Here is a 16637-nt window from a genome sequence, read left to right as displayed (position 1 = left end):
ACCGACGGAATTATCATGGCTGACCATCCAACCCTCGAGGCGCAAATCAAGAACCGGCGCCGGGCCGTCCTCGCCAGCTACCTTGGCACGACGCTCGAATACTACGATTTCCTGCTGTACGGCGTGGCCGCGGCGATCGTCTTCCCCCACATCTTCTTCGTCAACATGGACCCGACGGCGGCGACCCTGTCCGCCTTCGCCACCCTGGCGGCCGGCTATTTCGCCCGTCCCGTCGGCGCCGTGATCTTCGGCCACTTCGGCGACCGGCTCGGCCGCAAGAAGATCCTGATGATCACCCTGATGCTGATGGGCGGCGCCAGCGTGCTGATCGGCCTGCTGCCGACCTACCAGCAAATCGGCATCCTGGCACCGATCGCCCTGGTCGTGCTGCGCCTGGTGCAGGGCTTCGCCATCGGCGGCGAATGGGGCGGCGCTACCCTGATGTCGATGGAACACGCCAAGCCCGGTGGACGCGGCCTGGCGGTGTCGATCGTCGCTTCGGGCGGCCCCAGCGGCGCCGTGCTCGGTACCATGATCATGATGCTGTTCTCGAAACTCCCGAACGAGCAGTTCCTCGACTGGGGCTGGCGCGTTCCCTTCCTGCTCAGCGCCTTGCTGGTGGTGCTGGGCGTGGTCATCCGCATGAAGCTCGAAGAGACGCCGGAATTCGAGGAGGCGCGCAAAAAACGCCTGGCCTCGGGCAAGAAGGTCAGCGTGCTGCCCGTGGTGACGGTGTTCCGCCACAACCGCGCCGAGGTGCTCTCCGGCGTGATCGGCGGCCTGGCCCCGCTCGCTTTCGCGACCTTCGCCGCCGCCTTCCTGCTCAACTACGCAGTCACGGTCGGCCACACCCGCACCGATGCACTGCTGGCGATGACGGTGGCAAACCTGCTGCACATCTTCACGATGCCGTGCTTCGGCGCGCTGTCGGACCGCTATGGCCGCCGCCCGCTCCTGATCACCGGCGCGCTGCTCGGCGCCGCACTGACCTGGCCGATCTTCCTGTTGGTAAACGAGGGCAGCCTGGGCGGCCTGATCCTGGCCCTGATCCTGGCCCTGCCGCTGGTGCAGGCGATGATGGGCGGCCCGGTCAACACCTGGATGGGCGAGAAGTTCGCCGCCGACGTGCGCTACAGCGGTATCGCCGTCACCTTCCAGCTGGCCTCGACCATCGGCTCGGGCACCGCGCCCCTGATCGCCTCGGGCCTGCTGGCCATGCGCGGCGGCACCGACCCGGTGCTGGTGGCCGTGTTCTTCGGCAGCCTGTGCCTGGTGTCCGCCGTCGCCTACTGGTTCAGCGCCGAGCGCTTCGACCAGGAACTGCCGGTGCATACGGCGGGGACGGACGAGGCGATCGAGGCCGCCGCCGAGGCCGAAGCCCTGCGCGGGCTGCAGGCGGACAAGGCGCGCGCCGGCTGACCTGGCGGCGTTGCATGACGAATCGGACCCGCGAGGGTCCGTTTTTTTATGGCCGGACGATTACGTTCAGCCGTTCGTAGGGTGGGCTCGGCCCACGCGGTCGTACCCGTGCATGAAGCAAAGCGTCCTGGAATCCCTTGCGCCGGCCTTGCGGTGGCGCTGCGTCTGCGCAGCCGTTTTACCGCGTGGGCGGAGCCCACCCTACGAACTGCGCCATCCCGGCGGGCCTTATCGTTGCGAACAAAAAAAAACCGCGCGCCGGCGGGGACCGGTGCGCGGCAAAGGAGGATGAAGCAAGAGTTACAGGTCGAGCACCAGGCGCTCGCTTTTCGCGCGCGAACAGCAGACCATCATCGACTTGTTGGCGGCGCGCTGGGACGGCGTGAGCACTTCGTCGCGGTGGTCGATCTCGCCTTCGAGGACGGCGATCTCGCAGCAGCCGCAGATGCCGGCCTCGCAGGAGGAGTCGACGGCGACGCCGTTCTCGACCAGCACCTGGAGCAGGGTCGCGCCGGTCGGCACGCGCAGTTCGATGCCGCTGCGCGCCAGCTGCACCACGAAGCCGTCGCCGCCGGTGGCGACCGGGGCGCTGGCGCCGAAGCGCTCGAGGTGCACGGTGGCCGGGTCGCGCCCGGCGCAGGCAGCCTCGTAGGCGGCCAGCATCGGGCCCGGGCCGCAGCAATAGAAGTGGGCACCAAGCGGCGCCTGCAGCGCGATCGCCGCCATGTCGAGCACGGCCCTGGCTTCCTCGTCGACGTGCAGGTGCACGCGCTCGCCGAAGCGGACCAGTTGCGGCAGGAAGGCCAGGTCGGTGCGCGAGCGCACGGCGTACCACAGCTCCCAGGAGGCGCCCAGGAGCGTCAGGCGCTCGGCCATGCACAGGATCGGGGTGATGCCGATACCGCCGGCGAAGAGCACGCTGTGCGGCGCGCTTTCCACCAGCGGGAAGTGGTTGCGCGGCGTCGACAGCTCGAGCAGGGTGCCCACCCGCAGCTGCTCGTGCATGAACTGCGAGCCGCCGCGGCTGTTTGGGTCGCGCTTGACGCCGACCACGTAGCGCTTCGGCGCGTCGTCCGCGTGCAGTAGCGAATACGAACGGGTGATCCCGTTCGGCAGGTGGAGGTCGACGTGGGAACCGGCCGACACGGCCGGCAGCGCCGCGCCGTCGGGCCGCACGAAGGTGTACTCCCGGATGTCCGGGGTGGCGTAGGCGATCGACTCGAGGCGGACACTGAGTCTCATGACCCTGGCTCCCAGGCCGCGCGCACGGCCACGCGCATGCCGCCGATGCCGTCGATTGCGCAATCCATGACGTCGCCCGGCAGTACCTTGCCGACGCCGGCGCAGGTGCCGCTCATGATGATGTCGCCGGGATACAGCGTGTAGTAACGCGAGGCCCAGGCGATCTGCTCGGCGATCCCGATGATCATCGCCGAGGTGTTGGCGTGCTGGCGCGGTTCGCCGTTGACGCTCAGCCGGATGTCGATGGCCTGCGGGTCCGCGATCTCGTCGGCGGTCACCAGCCAGGGACCCAGCACCGCATAGCTGTCGACCGATTTGCGCAGCGAACGGTCCTCGGGACCACGCACCGTCATGTCGAGCGCGATCGCGTAGCCGGCCACGTAAGACAAGGCGTCCGCTTCCGATACATTGGCGGCGGTCTTGCCGATCACGACCCCCAGTTCCATCTCGTGGTGCGAGAGGCGCTCGGGAAAGCGCAGGGCCACGCCTTCGCCCTGGCCGACCAGGCTGCTGGCCGCCTTCAGGAACAGGCCCTGTTCGCGCACTTCGCCCTTGTAGCGATCGGTGAAGGTGGCCTGGTCGGCCTCGGCCTCGGCCACGTGATCCGCGTAATTCACCGGCACGCCGATGATCTTGCCCGGGTTGGCCACCGGGCTCAGGAAGCGCACTTCCTCCACCGGTTTCGACGGCGCGCCGGGCAGCAGGCGCCCGATCGCGGCGCGTAGCGCGTCCAGGTGCGCAACCAGGAGGTCGCCCGGTGCGGCAGGGTAGCGCGCGGCCGGCAGGGCGGCGAGCGCGCCGCTGACGGCAAAGACGCGGCCGTCAACGACGACGCCCAGCTGTTGTTGGTCGTACCAGCAGATTTTCATGATGTTGCGTCTTTCAAGTGGCGGTTTCGGTTTCTTCGGACAGCAGGCCGAGGCGGCGCAGCAGGTCCGCGTCGGACACGATGAACAGGCGCGCGGCGCCGTCGCTGGCGTGGTGCGAGACCCAGTTGTGCTGCGGAACGGTGAACGTGTCGCGTGGACCCCAGGTCAACACCTGGTCGCCGATGCGGGTTTCGCCATGGCCCTCTGCCACGGTACAGACCAGGTTGGCATTGGTGCGGGCCGGCAGCGTATGCACCCCGGCGTCAAGCTGCATCATCGTGGTGTCGAGCAGGGGCAGGGCGCCTGCGCCCGTGAGCGGGTTGACGTAGCGCACCCGGCGCGCGCCGTCGGGCGAGGCCGGCGCATGCGCCAGCGCGCGCAGCGCGTCCTGGTAGGGATAGCGGAACACCGGCGAATGGTCGCGCCGTCCCGTGATCATTTCCGGCACGATGTTCGGCACCGCGAATGCGGCGTCGGGCATCGTCACGGGGGCTTCCCCGATCGGGCCCGGCTGGAAGACAACGGTGCCGAAATGCTGGTGCAGCGGGACGTCGAGCACGTCGAGCCAGACCACGGGCTGGTCGCCGTCGTGGCGGTGTTCGTGCCAGCACATCGCCGGGGTGAGCACCAGGTCGCCGAACTCCATTGGGCAGGCCTTGCCGTCGACCAGGGTGACCGCGCCCGACCCTTCAAGCAGGAAGCGCAGCGCGTTCATGGTATGGCGGTGCGGGCGTGCCGTCTCGCCGGGCAGCAGGCATTGCAGCGCGGCGAGCACGCTGCCGCAGGTGTATTCGTCGGCCAGCGAGCTCGAATGCGGGCTGAGCATCTGCAGCACGCGGCGCTGCACGGCCGCCGGCGAGGTTTCCTGGAAAGCCAGGTCGACCAGCGGGCGCGTGTCGGCCCAGCGCCAGATGTGGGCGGCGGCGGGACCGGGCGGCGCCTTGTGCGCGTTCGGGCTGGCCCACAGCGGCGCCAGGTGGGCGTCGTGCCAGCGTGCGTAGGAGGGAGAACTGAATTCGCTCATGGCCGGTCCTTACAGTTTGAAGGATTCGAACGTGCCCGGATGGAACAGGTCCTCCGGCGTGACCAGGCGCGACGACAGCCCCTGCCGATGGTGGTGGTCGAAGAATTTGTCGAGCACGTGGCGGTTGCCGTCGACGCCGTAGGACCAGAAGTCCTCGCCCATCAGCTCGCGCGCCTCCTTCAGGCGCTCTTCGGCAAACGGCAGGGTGATCTTGGTGGCCGAGGTTTCGCCCAGGTGTGCCAGGGCCACGCTCTTCGACTCGTTGAAGGCCTTGTAGACGGCGCCAGGCAGCCATGGGTGCTGCTCCGCCAGTTCGCGCCGCACCCCGAGGATGTGCATGATCGGGAAAATGCAGGTGCGGCGGAAGTAGTCCTGGGCGGCAGCCACCGGGTCCGGGTAGAGCCAGCCGACGTTGGGCGTGCCGGGCGCGACGTCCGGCGCCCGTGGGGCGACATAGGCGTCGATCTCGCCCTTGGCCAGCAGGCTGGAAATGGTCTCGCCTTCGGGCGCGTCTTCCAGTTTCACGTTGGGCGGCAGGTCGAGCCTGATCTTCTCGGGACGGCCGGCGTGCGAGATCCCGCCCCGCACCCAGGTCACATCCGAGGGCTTGACGCCGTGGTCATCCTCCAGGAAGGAGCGCACCCAGACGTTCGCGGTGAGCTGGTATTCGGGCAGGCCGATGCGGCAGCCGCGCAGGTCTTCCGGCTTCCTGATGCGGTCGGTGCGCACGTAGATGGCGGTGTGGCGGAAGGCCCGCGACAGGAACACCGGCACGCCGACATAGGGCAGGGTGCCGGCTGCGGTCTTGACGGTGGAGCTGGAGAGCGACAGCTCGCAGATATCGAATTCCTCGCCGCGGAAGGCGCGAAAGAAGATCTCCTCCGGGGACAGGGTCATGAAAATCGGATTGACGCCGTCGATCTGGACGGCGCCATCGATCAGGGGGCGGCAACGGTCATAGTTACCGATGGCCACGGAGAGATTGAGTTTGTTCATGTGTTCCTTGAGGAATAACGCGTGAGCGGCATGCAGGCCTGCGCGGCACTGATGGATGGCGCTATTTTTTGTGATCGAAGGGAGTGATGCAATGCGAAAAGCTTCATTTCAGTTATGCTGCGCCGGCATGAATCGGCTGCGCGCCCCATGAAACCGCGATTTCCCGGCCCGGCCGGCGCGGCGCGGCAGGCGCCGGCCAGTGGTTGAATTGCCATCGCGCGTGTTACCATTTTTTTTCCCTTTCAGGAGAATGCTCGAGCCCATGTCCTTAACTACCAATCGCCCCCGCCGTTCCGGAGAACACCGCACCAGCGCCGCCTCGCGCGAGCGCATCCTCGATGCCGCCTTCGAGGTCATCCGCGATGACGGCTACAGTGGCGCCACGATGGCGAAGGTCGCAAAGAAGGCTGAACTGCCGGTCGGGAGCGTCTACTGGCATTTCGAAAACAAGGACCTGCTGCTGGCCGCGATGATCGAGACCAGTTTCGAGCGCTGGCACAACCAGATCGTGGCGACCCTGCAGCCGCTGCCGGACGAGCCTTTCGCGCAGCATATCGAGCGTATTTTCGGCAGTGCCGAGGCGGGCCGCCAGTACGACGCCGCCGATTTCTGGCGCCTCGGCGTGATCCTGAGCGTCGAGGAATCGGTGCGCGAGCAGGTCGCCCGCGAGAGCTTCCTGAAGATCCGGCAGCGCCAGCGCGCCGAACTGGCCGCATGGTGGCGCAACACCATCCCGCCGGCGCTGATCGCGCACGACCCCGAGCTGCCCGATCGTCTCAGCGGCTTTACGTTAGCCCTCCAGGACGGCAATGCGATTGCCGGCGCTTCGGGCGAGTCGATCCGCGCCTTCCGCCCGATGCTGGCGTCGAGCCTGATACACCTGGTGGCCGAGGCATCGGCCGGCCTTGCCGCCGCGCCCGCGGCCAAGGCGGCCACGGCTTCCCGTCCACCCCGGGCCGCAGCGCTCAAGTCCTGATTTCCCCGGGCCCCCGCCGTGCGGCGGGTGGCCGTCTCTACCTTCCTGACTGATCTTCGATCGTGCCGCTGCACGAAAGCGCAACAGCCGAACTTCGCCAAAAATAAAACATTGATTCTAGAACGAAGATTCAGTTAATATAAATCGACGGCTGCGGCACAGAGGGTGCCGGGGGCGAAAAAAGCATGGCGCAGGCGGCCCGGATATACGGGCAGGCGACTGAAATCTTGTTTAATGGAGGAAGACGTGGCGAACGTAACTGAAGAAAACACCAGCAAGCGCATCAAGACCAGGAACTGGGACATCCACTATCACGAAGCGGGCGCAGGCCACCCGCTGGTGCTGGTGCATGGCGGCGGACCGGGCGCATCGTCCTGGAGCAACTACAACCCGAACATCGCGGCCCTGGCGCGCAAGTACCGCGTGCTGGCGATCGACCTGCCCGGCTGGGGCAAGTCGCAGGCGGTCACCTACGACAAGCGCGACAACAGCGGCGTCCTGGCCGAGTTCCTGGAAGCGCTCGGGATCGAGCGCGCTGCTTTCGTGGGCAATTCGATGGGCGGCTCGTCCTGCATCCGCCTGGCCTACGAGCGTCCCGAACTGGTATCGCACCTGATCACGATGGGTTCCTCGGCGGGCGTGCCCGGCATCTTCGACCCGGCGGGCCTTTCCGAAGGCGTCAAGGCGCTCGAAGCGGCCTATTTCAACCCGTCGATCGAGACCATGCGCAAGTTCGTCGAGGGCATGGCCTTCGATACGCGCCATGTCACCGACGAGCTGCTGGCCGAGCGCGTCAAGGCCACCCTGGCGCGCCCCGACCACATCGAAGGCTGGAAGAGCGGCCACGGCAAGCCGATGGTCAAGCTCGACCCGCTGCGCGTGGCCTCGATCGCGGCGCCGACCCTGTTGATGCACGGCCGCGACGACCGTACCGTCCACTTCAATTCCGCCCTGACGCTGGGCCGCGCGATTGCCAACTCGCGCGTGTACATCGTGAACCGCTGCGGCCACTGGGTCCAGCTCGAGCATACCGACGAGTTCAACCGCGTCATCGATTCCTTCATCGAAGGCAATCCGGTTGCGGCCTCCGTCAAGCAGGCAGCCTGAACCGACATCATCCGACCCCCATTTTTTTTGGCGTCGGATGAATCTATATTCCAGAATTTGAAATCTACAACAACAGGAGACAGCGAATGATCAAGTCGCTAGCCTATCTCGGGGTGGAATCGCCCGAGCATACACAATGGGAACGCTTCGGCCCGGAAGTGCTGGGCCTCCAGCATGCCGGCCATGGCGCCGACGGCGCGGTCCGCTTCCGGATCGACGAAGCGGCCCACCGCATCACCATCCACCCGGGCGAGCGCAATGCGATCGCCTACATCGGCTGGAGCGTCAAGGACGAGGCCGACGCGAAAGCCATCGCCGGGCGCGTCAATGCCCATGGCCTCGAAGTGACCCGTTCGCGCAGCGATGAAAACGCCGAGCGCAAGGTCGAAGGCTTCTACTGGTTCAAGGATCCGTCGGGTTTCCGCCATGAGCTGGCCTGGGGCCAGTACCACACGGTCGCGCCTTTCCACCCGGGGCGCCCGCTTGGGGGCTTTCGCACCGCCGAGCAGGGCCTGGGCCACGTGGTGCTGGCCGTGGCCGACCTGGCCGAAGGCGACCGCTTCTACCGCGATGTGCTCGGCTTCCACCAGTCCGACACCGTCCGCGACGGCCCGCTCGAGGCCCACTTCTACCACATCAACGGGCGCCATCATTCGCTGGCCATCAGCAGCCTGCCGACGCGCGAAGTGGCCTTCCTGCACCTGATGATCGAAGTGAACTCGCTCGACGACGTCGGCACCGCGCACGACATCTGCGCGCAGCGCGGGATCCCGATCACCACCACGCTGGGCCGGCACAGCAACGACCACATGATCTCGTTCTACATGTACACGCCGTCGGGATTCCGCCTCGAATACGGCTGGGGCGGCCTGGATGTCGACCATGACCTGTGGGTGCCGCGCACCTACGACAAACCGAGCAGCTGGGGCCACCACCGGCAGCACAAGGAACTGACCGCCCTGATGATGGAACCGGCGCTGGAACCGGCACCAACGCGCTGAACAGGCAGTCACCGGCGCCGCCGGAACCCAACCACACAATCGCATAAAGAGGAGTGCATCATGCATCCGGTACGAGAAACCATCCTTGGCAATATCGACAGCTTCGTCAACGAAGAATTGCCCAGCAACGCGCTGGGCCGCGTGACCGACGAAGGCGCGCGCCTGATCCGCGACAGCGGCCTGGTGCGCATGCTGCAACCGAAGGAATACGGCGGCTTCGAGGCCGACCCGCGCGAGTTCTACCAGACGGTCATGGACCTCGGTTCGAAAGCCTCGTCGCTGGGCTGGGTCGGCTCGGTGGTGGGCGTGCATCCGTTCCAGTTCGGCCAGGGCGACCCGCGCATGCAGGAAGAAGTATGGGGCCAGGACCACGACACCTGGACCGCCTCGCCCTACGCCCCGATCGGCAAGGCGCGCCGCGTCGACGGCGGCTATATCCTGAGCGGCCAGTGGCCGTTCTCCTCGGGCACCGACCACTGCACCTGGGCCGTGCTGGGCGGCTTCGCGGAAGGCGACGATGGCGTCTGCAACGTCCTGACCCACTTCGTGCTGCCGCGCGCCGACTACGAGATCCTGCAGGACTCGTGGAACGTGATGGGCCTGCAGGGCACCGGCAGCAAGGACGTGCTGGTCAAGGAAGTCTTCGTGCCCGGGTACCGCACCTATAACGTGCAGGACCTGAACGACTGCGTGTATGCGACCCGCAACCGTCCGGGCACCGCGCTTTACCAGATTCCATTCGACCTGTTCTTCCCGGGCGCGATCTCCGCCGCCACGATGGCCATCGCGGCCGGTGTGGTCAACCATTTCGCCGAGTACACGGGCAGCCGCGTCACCCGCATGGGCGCCAGCCAGACCCAGAATCCCTACCACATGGCCACGCTCGGCGCGGCGCTGGCCGACATCGACGCCTCGCGCCAGCACGTGCTGGGCGAAATCGGCGAGATCTACAAGTTCGTCCAGGGCGGCGGCAAAGTGACGAAAGAGATGAAGTACAAGGCGCGCGTCAACCAGGTGCGCGCCGTGCGGCGCGCCGCGAACGCGGCGGCCGAAGTCTTCAAGCACGCCGGCGGCAACGCCAGCCGCGTCACCAACCCGATCCAGCGCACCTGGCGCGACCTGTCGGTGGCCATGGGTCATGCCTGCAACGTGGACGACCCGGTGTATGCGGCCTATGCCGGCTCGCTCTACGGCGTGCCGGTCCCGCGCGGCGTGGTCATCTGAGCGCGGCCGTGGACCCGCAGCTGGCGATCCAGGTCGGCGACGACGTGTGGCGCGCCCTGCGCGAAGATGTCGGCGGCAGCGGCGGCGACCTGACCGCCGCCCTGGTGCCGGCCGGGCAGACGGCGCGCGCCCGCATCGTCTGCCGCGAGGCGGCCGTGATCTGCGGCCAGCCGTGGGTGATGGAGACCCTGCGCCAGGTCGTGCCCGCAGCCGAGGCGCGCTGGATGGTGCTCGATGGCGAGCGCTGCGCGCCGGGCGCCACCATCGTCGAGATCAGCGGCAGCGCGCGCGGCCTGCTGACGGCCGAGCGTACCTGCCTGAACTTCCTACAGACGCTCAGCGGGGTGGCGACCAGGACGGCGCGCTACGTCGATGCCGTGGCCGGCACCGGTGCCGCCATCCTCGACACGCGCAAGACCATTCCCGGCCTGCGCGCCGCGCAAAAATATGCGGTGCGCTGTGGCGGCGGACGCAACCACCGGATGGGCCTGCACGACGCCATCCTGATCAAGGAAAACCATATTGCCGCGTGCGGCGGCCTGGCCGCGGCCTATGCGGCCGCCCTGCGCAGCGGCAGTGCCGCCACCTTCATCCAGGTCGAAGTCGAAACGCTCGGCCAGCTCGCGGAGGCGCTGGCGGCCGGGGTGCCGATGGTCCTGCTCGACAACATGACGATCGACCAGATCCGTGAGGCCGTACGCATGGCGGCGGGCCGCTGCAGCCTTGAAGTCTCCGGCGGCGTCACCTTCGAGCGGCTGCGCGAGCTGGCCGAGACCGGCGTCGACCGCATTTCGGCCGGGACCCTGGTCAAGGACGTGCAGGCGATCGACTTCTCGATGCGTTTCAACGCTGCGCCGGTCGAACACGCACCCGGCCCGGCAGTCGTTTCCTGAGGCCTGCGAATGAAGCTGCCCGTCCAGATCGCCCTGATGGTGCTGGCGCACACCGCGTTTACCGGGGGGCGGGTAGCGCTCACCCTGGCGGCGCTCCGGCTCGGCGCGACCCCGTTCGAAGTAGGGATCGTGGTCAGCATGCTGGCGGTGCTGCCAATGCTGCTGTCGGTGCACGCCGGCCGCTGGACCGACCGCAGCGGCCAGGGCAGGCCGCTCCTGCTGGCCCTGTTGCTGCTCGAGGCGGCCCTGCTGCTGGCGCTGGTGCCGACCCTGGCGGGCCTCGGCGCGGCGGCAGTGCTGCTCGGCTGCGGCTTCATGCTGGTGCACCTGGCGATCAACAATGCGGTCGGCAACGGCAGTGCCCCGGAGGAGCGGACCCATGGTTTCTCGATGCTCGCGCTCGGTATTTCGACGTCCACCATCGCCGGTCCCGTGCTGGCCGGCTTCCTGGTCGACCTGGCCGGCGCCGCCAACACTTTCCTGGTGCTGGCAGTGCTGCCGCTGCTGGCGCTGGCCTTGCTCCGGTGGCAGCGCCGCAGCGCCGCCCCGGCGCCGGCACAGCCTGCGCCGGCGGCCAGGGCGCGCATGGCCGACCTCCTGCGCCACGCGCCGCTGCGCGCCGTGTTCGTCGCCAGCACGCTGCTGGCCATGGGCTGGGACCTGTTCACCTTCATGATGCCGACGCATGGCGCCCGGATCGGGCTGTCGGCCTCGTCGATCGGCCTGGTCATGGGCGCATTCGGCGTGGGAACCTTTGTCGTGCGGATGTTCATGCCGGCGCTGGCACGCGCGTTCGCGCCCTGGCAAGTGCTGGCCGGCGCCCTGGCCCTCACCGCCCTGGTCTACGTGATGCTGCCCCTGTTCGACGCCGTCGCGCCACTGCTGGCCCTGGCCTTCCTGCTGGGGCTGGGACTCGGTTCGGCGCTGCCGATGATCATGACCGCCCTCCAGGAAGCCTCGCCGCCGGGACGCAGCGGGGAAGCGATCGGCGTGCGCACCATGCTGGTCAATGCCAGCCAGACCGTGCTGCCGGTGAGTTTCGGCGCGATCGGTTCGGCCGGGGGGACTGGTTTCGTGTTCTGGGCGCTGGCGGCGGTGCTCGGCTGCGGCGTGGTGTTCGCCGCCCGCCAGCACCGCTAGCGCCAGGTATTACTCGGCGTCCGGCTGCAGGTCCGGCTGCGCACCGTTAAAAGCCGGCAGTGCCAGGCAGCGCGCCTCAATGGCGGTGATCGTCGGGTAGGCGGCCAGGTCGCACTCGAAGCGGCGCGCGTTGTAGAGCTGCGGCACGAGGCAGCAGTCGGCCATGGTGGGCGTGTCGCCGTGGCAGAACAGGCCTGTCGCCGGGTTGCCGGCCAGCTGGCGCTCGAGCGCCGCCAGCCCGAGCGCGACCCAGTGGCGATACCACGCATTCTTCTGCTCCTGGGTGGCCCCGAGCTCCTGTCCCAGGTACTTCAGCACGCGCAGGTTGTCGATCGGGTGGATGTCGGCCGCGATCATCTGGCTCAGCGCGCGCACGCGTGCGCGGCCGGCAGGGTCTCCTGGTAGCAGCGGCAGCGCCGGCCGGGTTTCGTCGAGGTATTCGATGATGGCCAGCGACTGCGGCAGCACCAGATCATCGACCTCGAGCACCGGCAACAGGTGCTGCGGATTGAGGGCGTCGAAGGCGGCGCCGAACTGCTCGCCGCCGTTCTTCGACAGGTGGACGTAGGCTTCCTCCGCCACCAGGCCCTTCAGGTTCAGCGCGATGCGCACCCGGTACGAGGCCGAGCTGCGGTAATAGGTATGCAGCTTCATGCTCACACAACCTTGACGCTGATCGGCGTGAGGCCGGCGACGCTGCCCGTCATTGCCTGACCGCGCACCACGGCGCCGACGCCTTCGGGCGTGCCGGTCATGATCAGGTCGCCGGGCTGGAGTTCGAACAGGGTCGAGAGCTGGGCGATGGTTTCGCGCACGTTCCAGATCAGGTGGGTGACGTCGCTGCTCTGCACTGTCTTGCCGTCGACGTCCAGGGCGATGGCGCCGGCGTCGATGGCGCCGCATTCCGCCAGCGGCGTGATCGGGCCGATCGGCGCCGAGTAGTCGAAGGCCTTGCCGATTTCCCACGGGCGGCCCGCTTCGCGCATGCGCATCTGCAGGTCGCGCCGGGTCATGTCCAGGCCGACGGCGTAGCCGAAGATGTGCTGCGCGGCGTCTTCCACGGCGATGTCGCGCCCGGCCTTGCCGATCGCTACCACCAGTTCGATTTCATAGTGGTAGTTCTCGGTCAGCGAAGGGTAGGGCAGCTCGACGGTGACGCCGGCGGGCACCGGCACGATCGAGGCGGCATCGTTTGGTTTGCAGAAGAAGAAGGGCGGTTCGCGGTCGGGATCGAAACCCATTTCGCGCGCATGGGCGGCGTAGTTGCGGCCAACGCAGTAGACGCGGCGCACCGGGAAGGCGGCGTCGATGCCGTTGATCGGCAGGCCGACGGTGGCGCCTGGCGGGAAGATGAAAGCTTGGTTCATGGTGTTCTCTTTCTTAAAACGTTATTTGAGGAGGAATTCTTCGCGCAGCATGCCGAGCGCTTCGAGCACCGGGCGGTCGGAGAAGCTGAACAGCACCACGTCCTGCGGCGCTTCCAGCACCAGCGTGGCCCAGGACGGCACCACGAAGGTGTCGCGCGGCGCGAACGCGAATCGCTTGCCGCCGATGGTGGCGCTGCCGCTGCCTTCGACGACGCTGTAGACTGTGCCGTCGGTGCTGCGGTGCGGCAGGCCGGCAAACCCTGCAGGCAGCAGCTGCATGCACGCGCCGATGGTCGGCATCGGGGCGCCGCCGGTCAGCGGGTTGATGTAGCGCAGCTTGACGCCGACCCAGGCATCGACTTCTTCCTGGCGCCGCAGCGTCTCGAGCGCCTCGCGCGACCGGACATACGGGTAGTTGAAGATGGGCGAACTGGCGCGCGAATGCAGCTGGCGCACCGGCGCCATGTTGAAGCCGTAGGCGGCAAGGCTGCGTCCTTCCGGCCGGGCGACGCCTTGGCTGGCGGCTTCGCCGTTCTCGGCAAAGCCGCCGCTGAGGAAACGCGTCATCGGGATGTCCAGGCCGTCGAGCCAGACCACCGGTTCGGCCAGGCCGTCGACCCCGGGGTTGCCGTGGTCATGCCAGGCCCAGGACGGGGTGAGGATGAAGTCGCCCGGATGCATCGTGGTGCGTTCGCCGTCGACCGCCGTGTAGGCCCCCTTGCCCTGGACGATGAAGCGCAGCGCCGACTGGGTGTGGCGGTGGGCCGGCGCCACCTCGTCGGGCAGGATCAGCTGCAGCCCCGCGTACAGCGAATGGGTGATCGAGGAGCTGCCGGGCAGGGCAGGGTTTTCCAGCACCAGCACGCGGCGCACGGCTTCTTCGGCGGAGATCAGGGTTCCGGCGCGCGCCAGGAGCGGCGCGATGTCCTCGAAGCGCCATAGGGCGGCGTCGTAGCCGGGAGACGGGTGCTTTGGCACCAGCGAATGAAGCGACTCCCACAGGGGAGTCAGGTGCAGGTCCAGCATGTCGTCGTAGAGGGCGCGGCGTGCGCTTGCAATATCGTTTTGCATCATCGTTTCCTGGTAGGGGATCAATCGGTGGCCAGGCAGCCGGCGGCGGTCCAGCCGTACAGCCATTCCAGCGCGTTGTAGAAGCCGGCCTGGTCGCGGCCCTTCCACAGGTCGTTGCGCACCAGGCGCTCGACGCCGTGGGCGTGGTAGAGGCGGCCCATCTCGCGCGCCGACAGGACCACGCGCGCGGTGCGGGCAATGCGCGACTTCTGGTACAGCGCAAAAGCGGCCCGCATATCGAAGTCGCAATGGCGCACCGCTTCGCCGAGGGTGACCGCGTCTTCCAGCGCCATGCAGGCGCCCTGGGCCAGGTATTGCAGGGTGGGGTGGGCGGCGTCACCGAGCAGGGTGATGCGCCCCTTGGTCCAGTTCTCGACCGGGTTGCGGTCGGCGGTGCTCCAGCGGCGCCAGCTCGACGGGCAGTGCAGGAGCTTCCTCGGCAGGTCGGCGATGCCGGTGAAGTAGGACAGCACTTCGTCCTTGCTGCCGTCGCGCACGTCCCAGGTTTCCTGTTCGCGGCTGTGGAAGGTCACCACCAGGTTGTACTGGTCGCCGCTGCGCAGCGGGTAGTGCACCAGGTGGCAGTTCGGGCCGGCCCAGAGCACGGGCGCATTCCAGCGCAGCTCCTCGGGCATCTCGGCGGCCGGCACCACGGCGCGGTACACCACGTGGCCCGAAACGCGCACCGCGTCGCCCACCACCACCTCGCGCGCGATCGACTTGATGCCGTCGCAGCCGATCAGGTATTCGGCGCGGAAGCGCCGGCCGTCGCTGGCAAGCACCGTGACGCCCGTGCCATCCTGTTCGATGGCGCCGATATGGCACGAGGTGACGAGCTCGATGTGCGGCGTGCCCTGCACATGCTCGAGGATGGCGGTATGGATGTCGGCGCGGTGGATCACGGCATAGGGATTGCCGAAGCGCTCGCGGAACGGCGCGCCGACTTCGAAAGCGCCGACTTCGCTGCAGTCGACCGCATCCATCATGACGAGGCGCTCCGTGAATACGGCGCGGTCACGCACGGCGGCGCCGACGCCGAGCGCGTCGAGCGCGGCAAAGGCATTTGGCGCCAGCTGCAGCCCGGCGCCGATTTCGCCCAGCGTCGGCGCTTGTTCCAGCACCGTGACGGACATGCCGAGGCGGGCGAGCGCCAGCGCAGTGGCAATGCCGCCGATGCCGGCGCCGGCGATGATCACCGTGGGTTTGTGGGTGGTGGGCGATGTCATGATGGTCTCCATACGTCTCGTGAATGGACCCAGTGTGCCCACATCCGTTTATGTCGGAAACTGATCGCGCCTGATTGCTATAATCAGCTTTTTAAATAGTGGTGGGCACGATGAAACGCTTCGATGTCGAGCTGCTGCTCATCTTCGACGAGATTTACAAGACCCGGAACGTGACGCGCGCGGCAGAGAACCTCGCGCTGCCGCAGTCCACCGTCAGCCTGGGGCTGGGCAAGCTGCGCGAACATTTCAATGACCGCCTGTTCAGCCGCACGGCGAAGGGCATGGAGCCGACGCCGCGCGCCGAGAACGCGATTGCCGACGTGCGCCGCGCGCTGCAGGCCTTGCAGCACGCACTCCTCGATGAGCCGGTGTTCGACCCGGGCGGCAGTACGCGCGAGTTCCGCATCTGCATGACCGACATCAGCGAGATCGTCTTGCTGCCGCACCTGCTCAATTACCTGCGCCAGCACGGGCCGGGCATCCAGGTCGAGATATCGAAGATTTCTCCCGACAGTCCGCTTGAACTGGCCGACGGCAGGGTCGACCTGGCAGTCGGCTTCATGCCCCACCTCGAGGCAGGCTTCTATCAGCAGAAGCTGTTCGACCAGCATTTCGTCTGCCTGGTATCGAACAAGCACCCGCGCGTGCGTGAAGCGTTGAATCTGGAGGCGCTGCAGCGCGAGGAACACGTGCTGGTGCGCACTTCCGGCACCGGCCACGCCATCGTCGACAAGATCCTCGCGCGCGAAGGCATCAAGCGCCGCGTCGTCCTGCAGTTGCCCAGCTTCCTTGGCGTGGCCCGCATCGTGGCGCAGACCGAATTGCTGGCCATCGTTCCCTACCGCTATGGCGCCGCCGTGGCGGCAAGCGAAGACATCCGGCTGCTGCCGGTACCGGTCGAGCTGCCGAGTTTCCAGGTCAAGCAGCACTGGCACGAGCGCTACCACGCCGATGCGTCGAACCGATGGCTGAGGCAAGTGTTTGCAAACCTGTTTGGACAAGCTTGAGATTGTCGGGACGCCTGAAGGCCCAGCCTTGCATTTCTTGCAAAGAACGGCCGGCATGATCCGGTCGCCATCTGC

The 16637-nt window shown here is 67.4% G+C and carries 16 protein-coding genes; 8 read left to right on the top strand and 8 right to left on the bottom strand.

From position 1 onward, the window contains the following. The first annotated feature begins 15 nt into the window (after window positions 1-15). Complete coding sequence (locus ACFPN5_RS02865) at window positions 16-1419, top strand: MFS transporter (RefSeq protein WP_379779915.1); 1404 nt, start codon at window positions 16-18, stop codon at window positions 1417-1419. Window positions 1420-1719: 300 nt separating this feature from the next. Here the strand turns inward: ACFPN5_RS02865 and ACFPN5_RS02860 are convergent, their stop codons facing one another. Genes ACFPN5_RS02860 through ACFPN5_RS02845 form a run of 4 tightly spaced genes read right to left on the bottom strand, consistent with a single transcriptional unit; the run spans window position 1720 to window position 5550 of the window. Then, window positions 1720-2661, bottom strand: coding sequence for a PDR/VanB family oxidoreductase (locus ACFPN5_RS02860; protein ID WP_379779913.1), 942 nt, complete (start codon window positions 2659-2661; stop codon window positions 1720-1722). Further along, window positions 2658-3530, bottom strand: coding sequence for a fumarylacetoacetate hydrolase family protein (locus ACFPN5_RS02855; protein ID WP_379779911.1), 873 nt, complete (start codon window positions 3528-3530; stop codon window positions 2658-2660). Before ACFPN5_RS02855 ends, ACFPN5_RS02860 begins: the two co-directional genes overlap by 4 nt. Window positions 3531-3543: 13 nt before the next feature. Next, the gene (locus ACFPN5_RS02850) at window positions 3544-4554 is read right to left on the bottom strand and encodes a cupin domain-containing protein (RefSeq protein ID WP_379779909.1); all 1011 of its coding nucleotides are present in this window, start codon (window positions 4552-4554) and stop codon (window positions 3544-3546) included. A gap of 9 nt (window positions 4555-4563) precedes the next feature. After that, a complete protein-coding gene (locus tag ACFPN5_RS02845; RefSeq protein ID WP_379779907.1) occupies window positions 4564-5550 on the bottom strand; it encodes a substrate-binding domain-containing protein in 987 nt (328 codons plus the stop codon). Between the two features lie 262 nt (window positions 5551-5812). On the opposite strand from ACFPN5_RS02845, the gene ACFPN5_RS02840 reads away from it, so the two are divergent. The 6 genes from ACFPN5_RS02840 to ACFPN5_RS02815 all read left to right on the top strand — a co-directional run bounded on the left by ACFPN5_RS02840 (window position 5813) and on the right by ACFPN5_RS02815 (window position 11891). Next, the gene (locus tag ACFPN5_RS02840) at window positions 5813-6526 is read left to right on the top strand and encodes a TetR/AcrR family transcriptional regulator (RefSeq protein ID WP_379779905.1); all 714 of its coding nucleotides are present in this window, start codon (window positions 5813-5815) and stop codon (window positions 6524-6526) included. Window positions 6527-6772: 246 nt separating this feature from the next. Continuing rightward, window positions 6773-7633, top strand: a complete 861-nt coding sequence (locus ACFPN5_RS02835) for an alpha/beta fold hydrolase (RefSeq protein WP_379779903.1) — start codon at window positions 6773-6775, stop codon at window positions 7631-7633. An 86-nt stretch (window positions 7634-7719) separates the two neighbouring features. Further along, window positions 7720-8634 (top strand): VOC family protein, encoded by a 915-nt coding sequence (locus ACFPN5_RS02830; RefSeq protein WP_379779901.1) that lies wholly within the window; start codon window positions 7720-7722, stop codon window positions 8632-8634. Window positions 8635-8694: 60 nt separating this feature from the next. Then, window positions 8695-9858, top strand: a complete 1164-nt coding sequence (locus ACFPN5_RS02825; protein ID WP_379779899.1) for an acyl-CoA dehydrogenase family protein — start codon at window positions 8695-8697, stop codon at window positions 9856-9858. 8 nt (window positions 9859-9866) lie between these two features. Then, window positions 9867-10751: a carboxylating nicotinate-nucleotide diphosphorylase gene (gene nadC / locus ACFPN5_RS02820; RefSeq protein WP_379779897.1), complete on the top strand. Its 885-nt coding sequence runs from the start codon at window positions 9867-9869 to the stop codon at window positions 10749-10751. A 9-nt stretch (window positions 10752-10760) separates the two neighbouring features. After that, the gene (locus tag ACFPN5_RS02815; RefSeq protein WP_379779895.1) at window positions 10761-11891 is read left to right on the top strand and encodes an MFS transporter; all 1131 of its coding nucleotides are present in this window, start codon (window positions 10761-10763) and stop codon (window positions 11889-11891) included. Window positions 11892-11900: 9 nt separating this feature from the next. Here ACFPN5_RS02815 and maiA read toward each other — a convergent pair whose 3' ends face one another. Genes maiA through ACFPN5_RS02795 form a run of 4 tightly spaced genes read right to left on the bottom strand, consistent with a single transcriptional unit; the run spans window position 11901 to window position 15555 of the window. Beyond that, entirely contained in the window at window positions 11901-12545 is a 645-nt protein-coding gene (maiA, locus tag ACFPN5_RS02810; RefSeq protein ID WP_379779893.1) for a maleylacetoacetate isomerase, read from the bottom strand. Between the two features lie 2 nt (window positions 12546-12547). Next, a complete protein-coding gene (locus tag ACFPN5_RS02805) occupies window positions 12548-13258 on the bottom strand; it encodes a fumarylacetoacetate hydrolase family protein (protein WP_379779891.1) in 711 nt (236 codons plus the stop codon). Window positions 13259-13279: 21 nt separating this feature from the next. Then, entirely contained in the window at window positions 13280-14332 is a 1053-nt protein-coding gene (gene gtdA / locus ACFPN5_RS02800) for a gentisate 1,2-dioxygenase (RefSeq protein WP_379779889.1), read from the bottom strand. A 17-nt stretch (window positions 14333-14349) separates the two neighbouring features. Continuing rightward, window positions 14350-15555 (bottom strand): 3-hydroxybenzoate 6-monooxygenase, encoded by a 1206-nt coding sequence (locus ACFPN5_RS02795; RefSeq protein WP_379779887.1) that lies wholly within the window; start codon window positions 15553-15555, stop codon window positions 14350-14352. Window positions 15556-15665: 110 nt separating this feature from the next. On the opposite strand from ACFPN5_RS02795, the gene ACFPN5_RS02790 reads away from it, so the two are divergent. After that, the gene (locus ACFPN5_RS02790; RefSeq protein WP_379779885.1) at window positions 15666-16562 is read left to right on the top strand and encodes a LysR family transcriptional regulator; all 897 of its coding nucleotides are present in this window, start codon (window positions 15666-15668) and stop codon (window positions 16560-16562) included. Window positions 16563-16637: the final 75 nt, after the last annotated feature.

It is taken from the genome of Massilia niabensis, assembly GCF_042655085.1.
In the GTDB taxonomy this organism is placed as follows: domain Bacteria; phylum Pseudomonadota; class Gammaproteobacteria; order Burkholderiales; family Burkholderiaceae_D; genus Telluria; species Telluria niabensis.
Note: the sequence above shows the minus strand (reverse complement) of the source record. Positions and strands in the feature narration are given on the sequence as shown.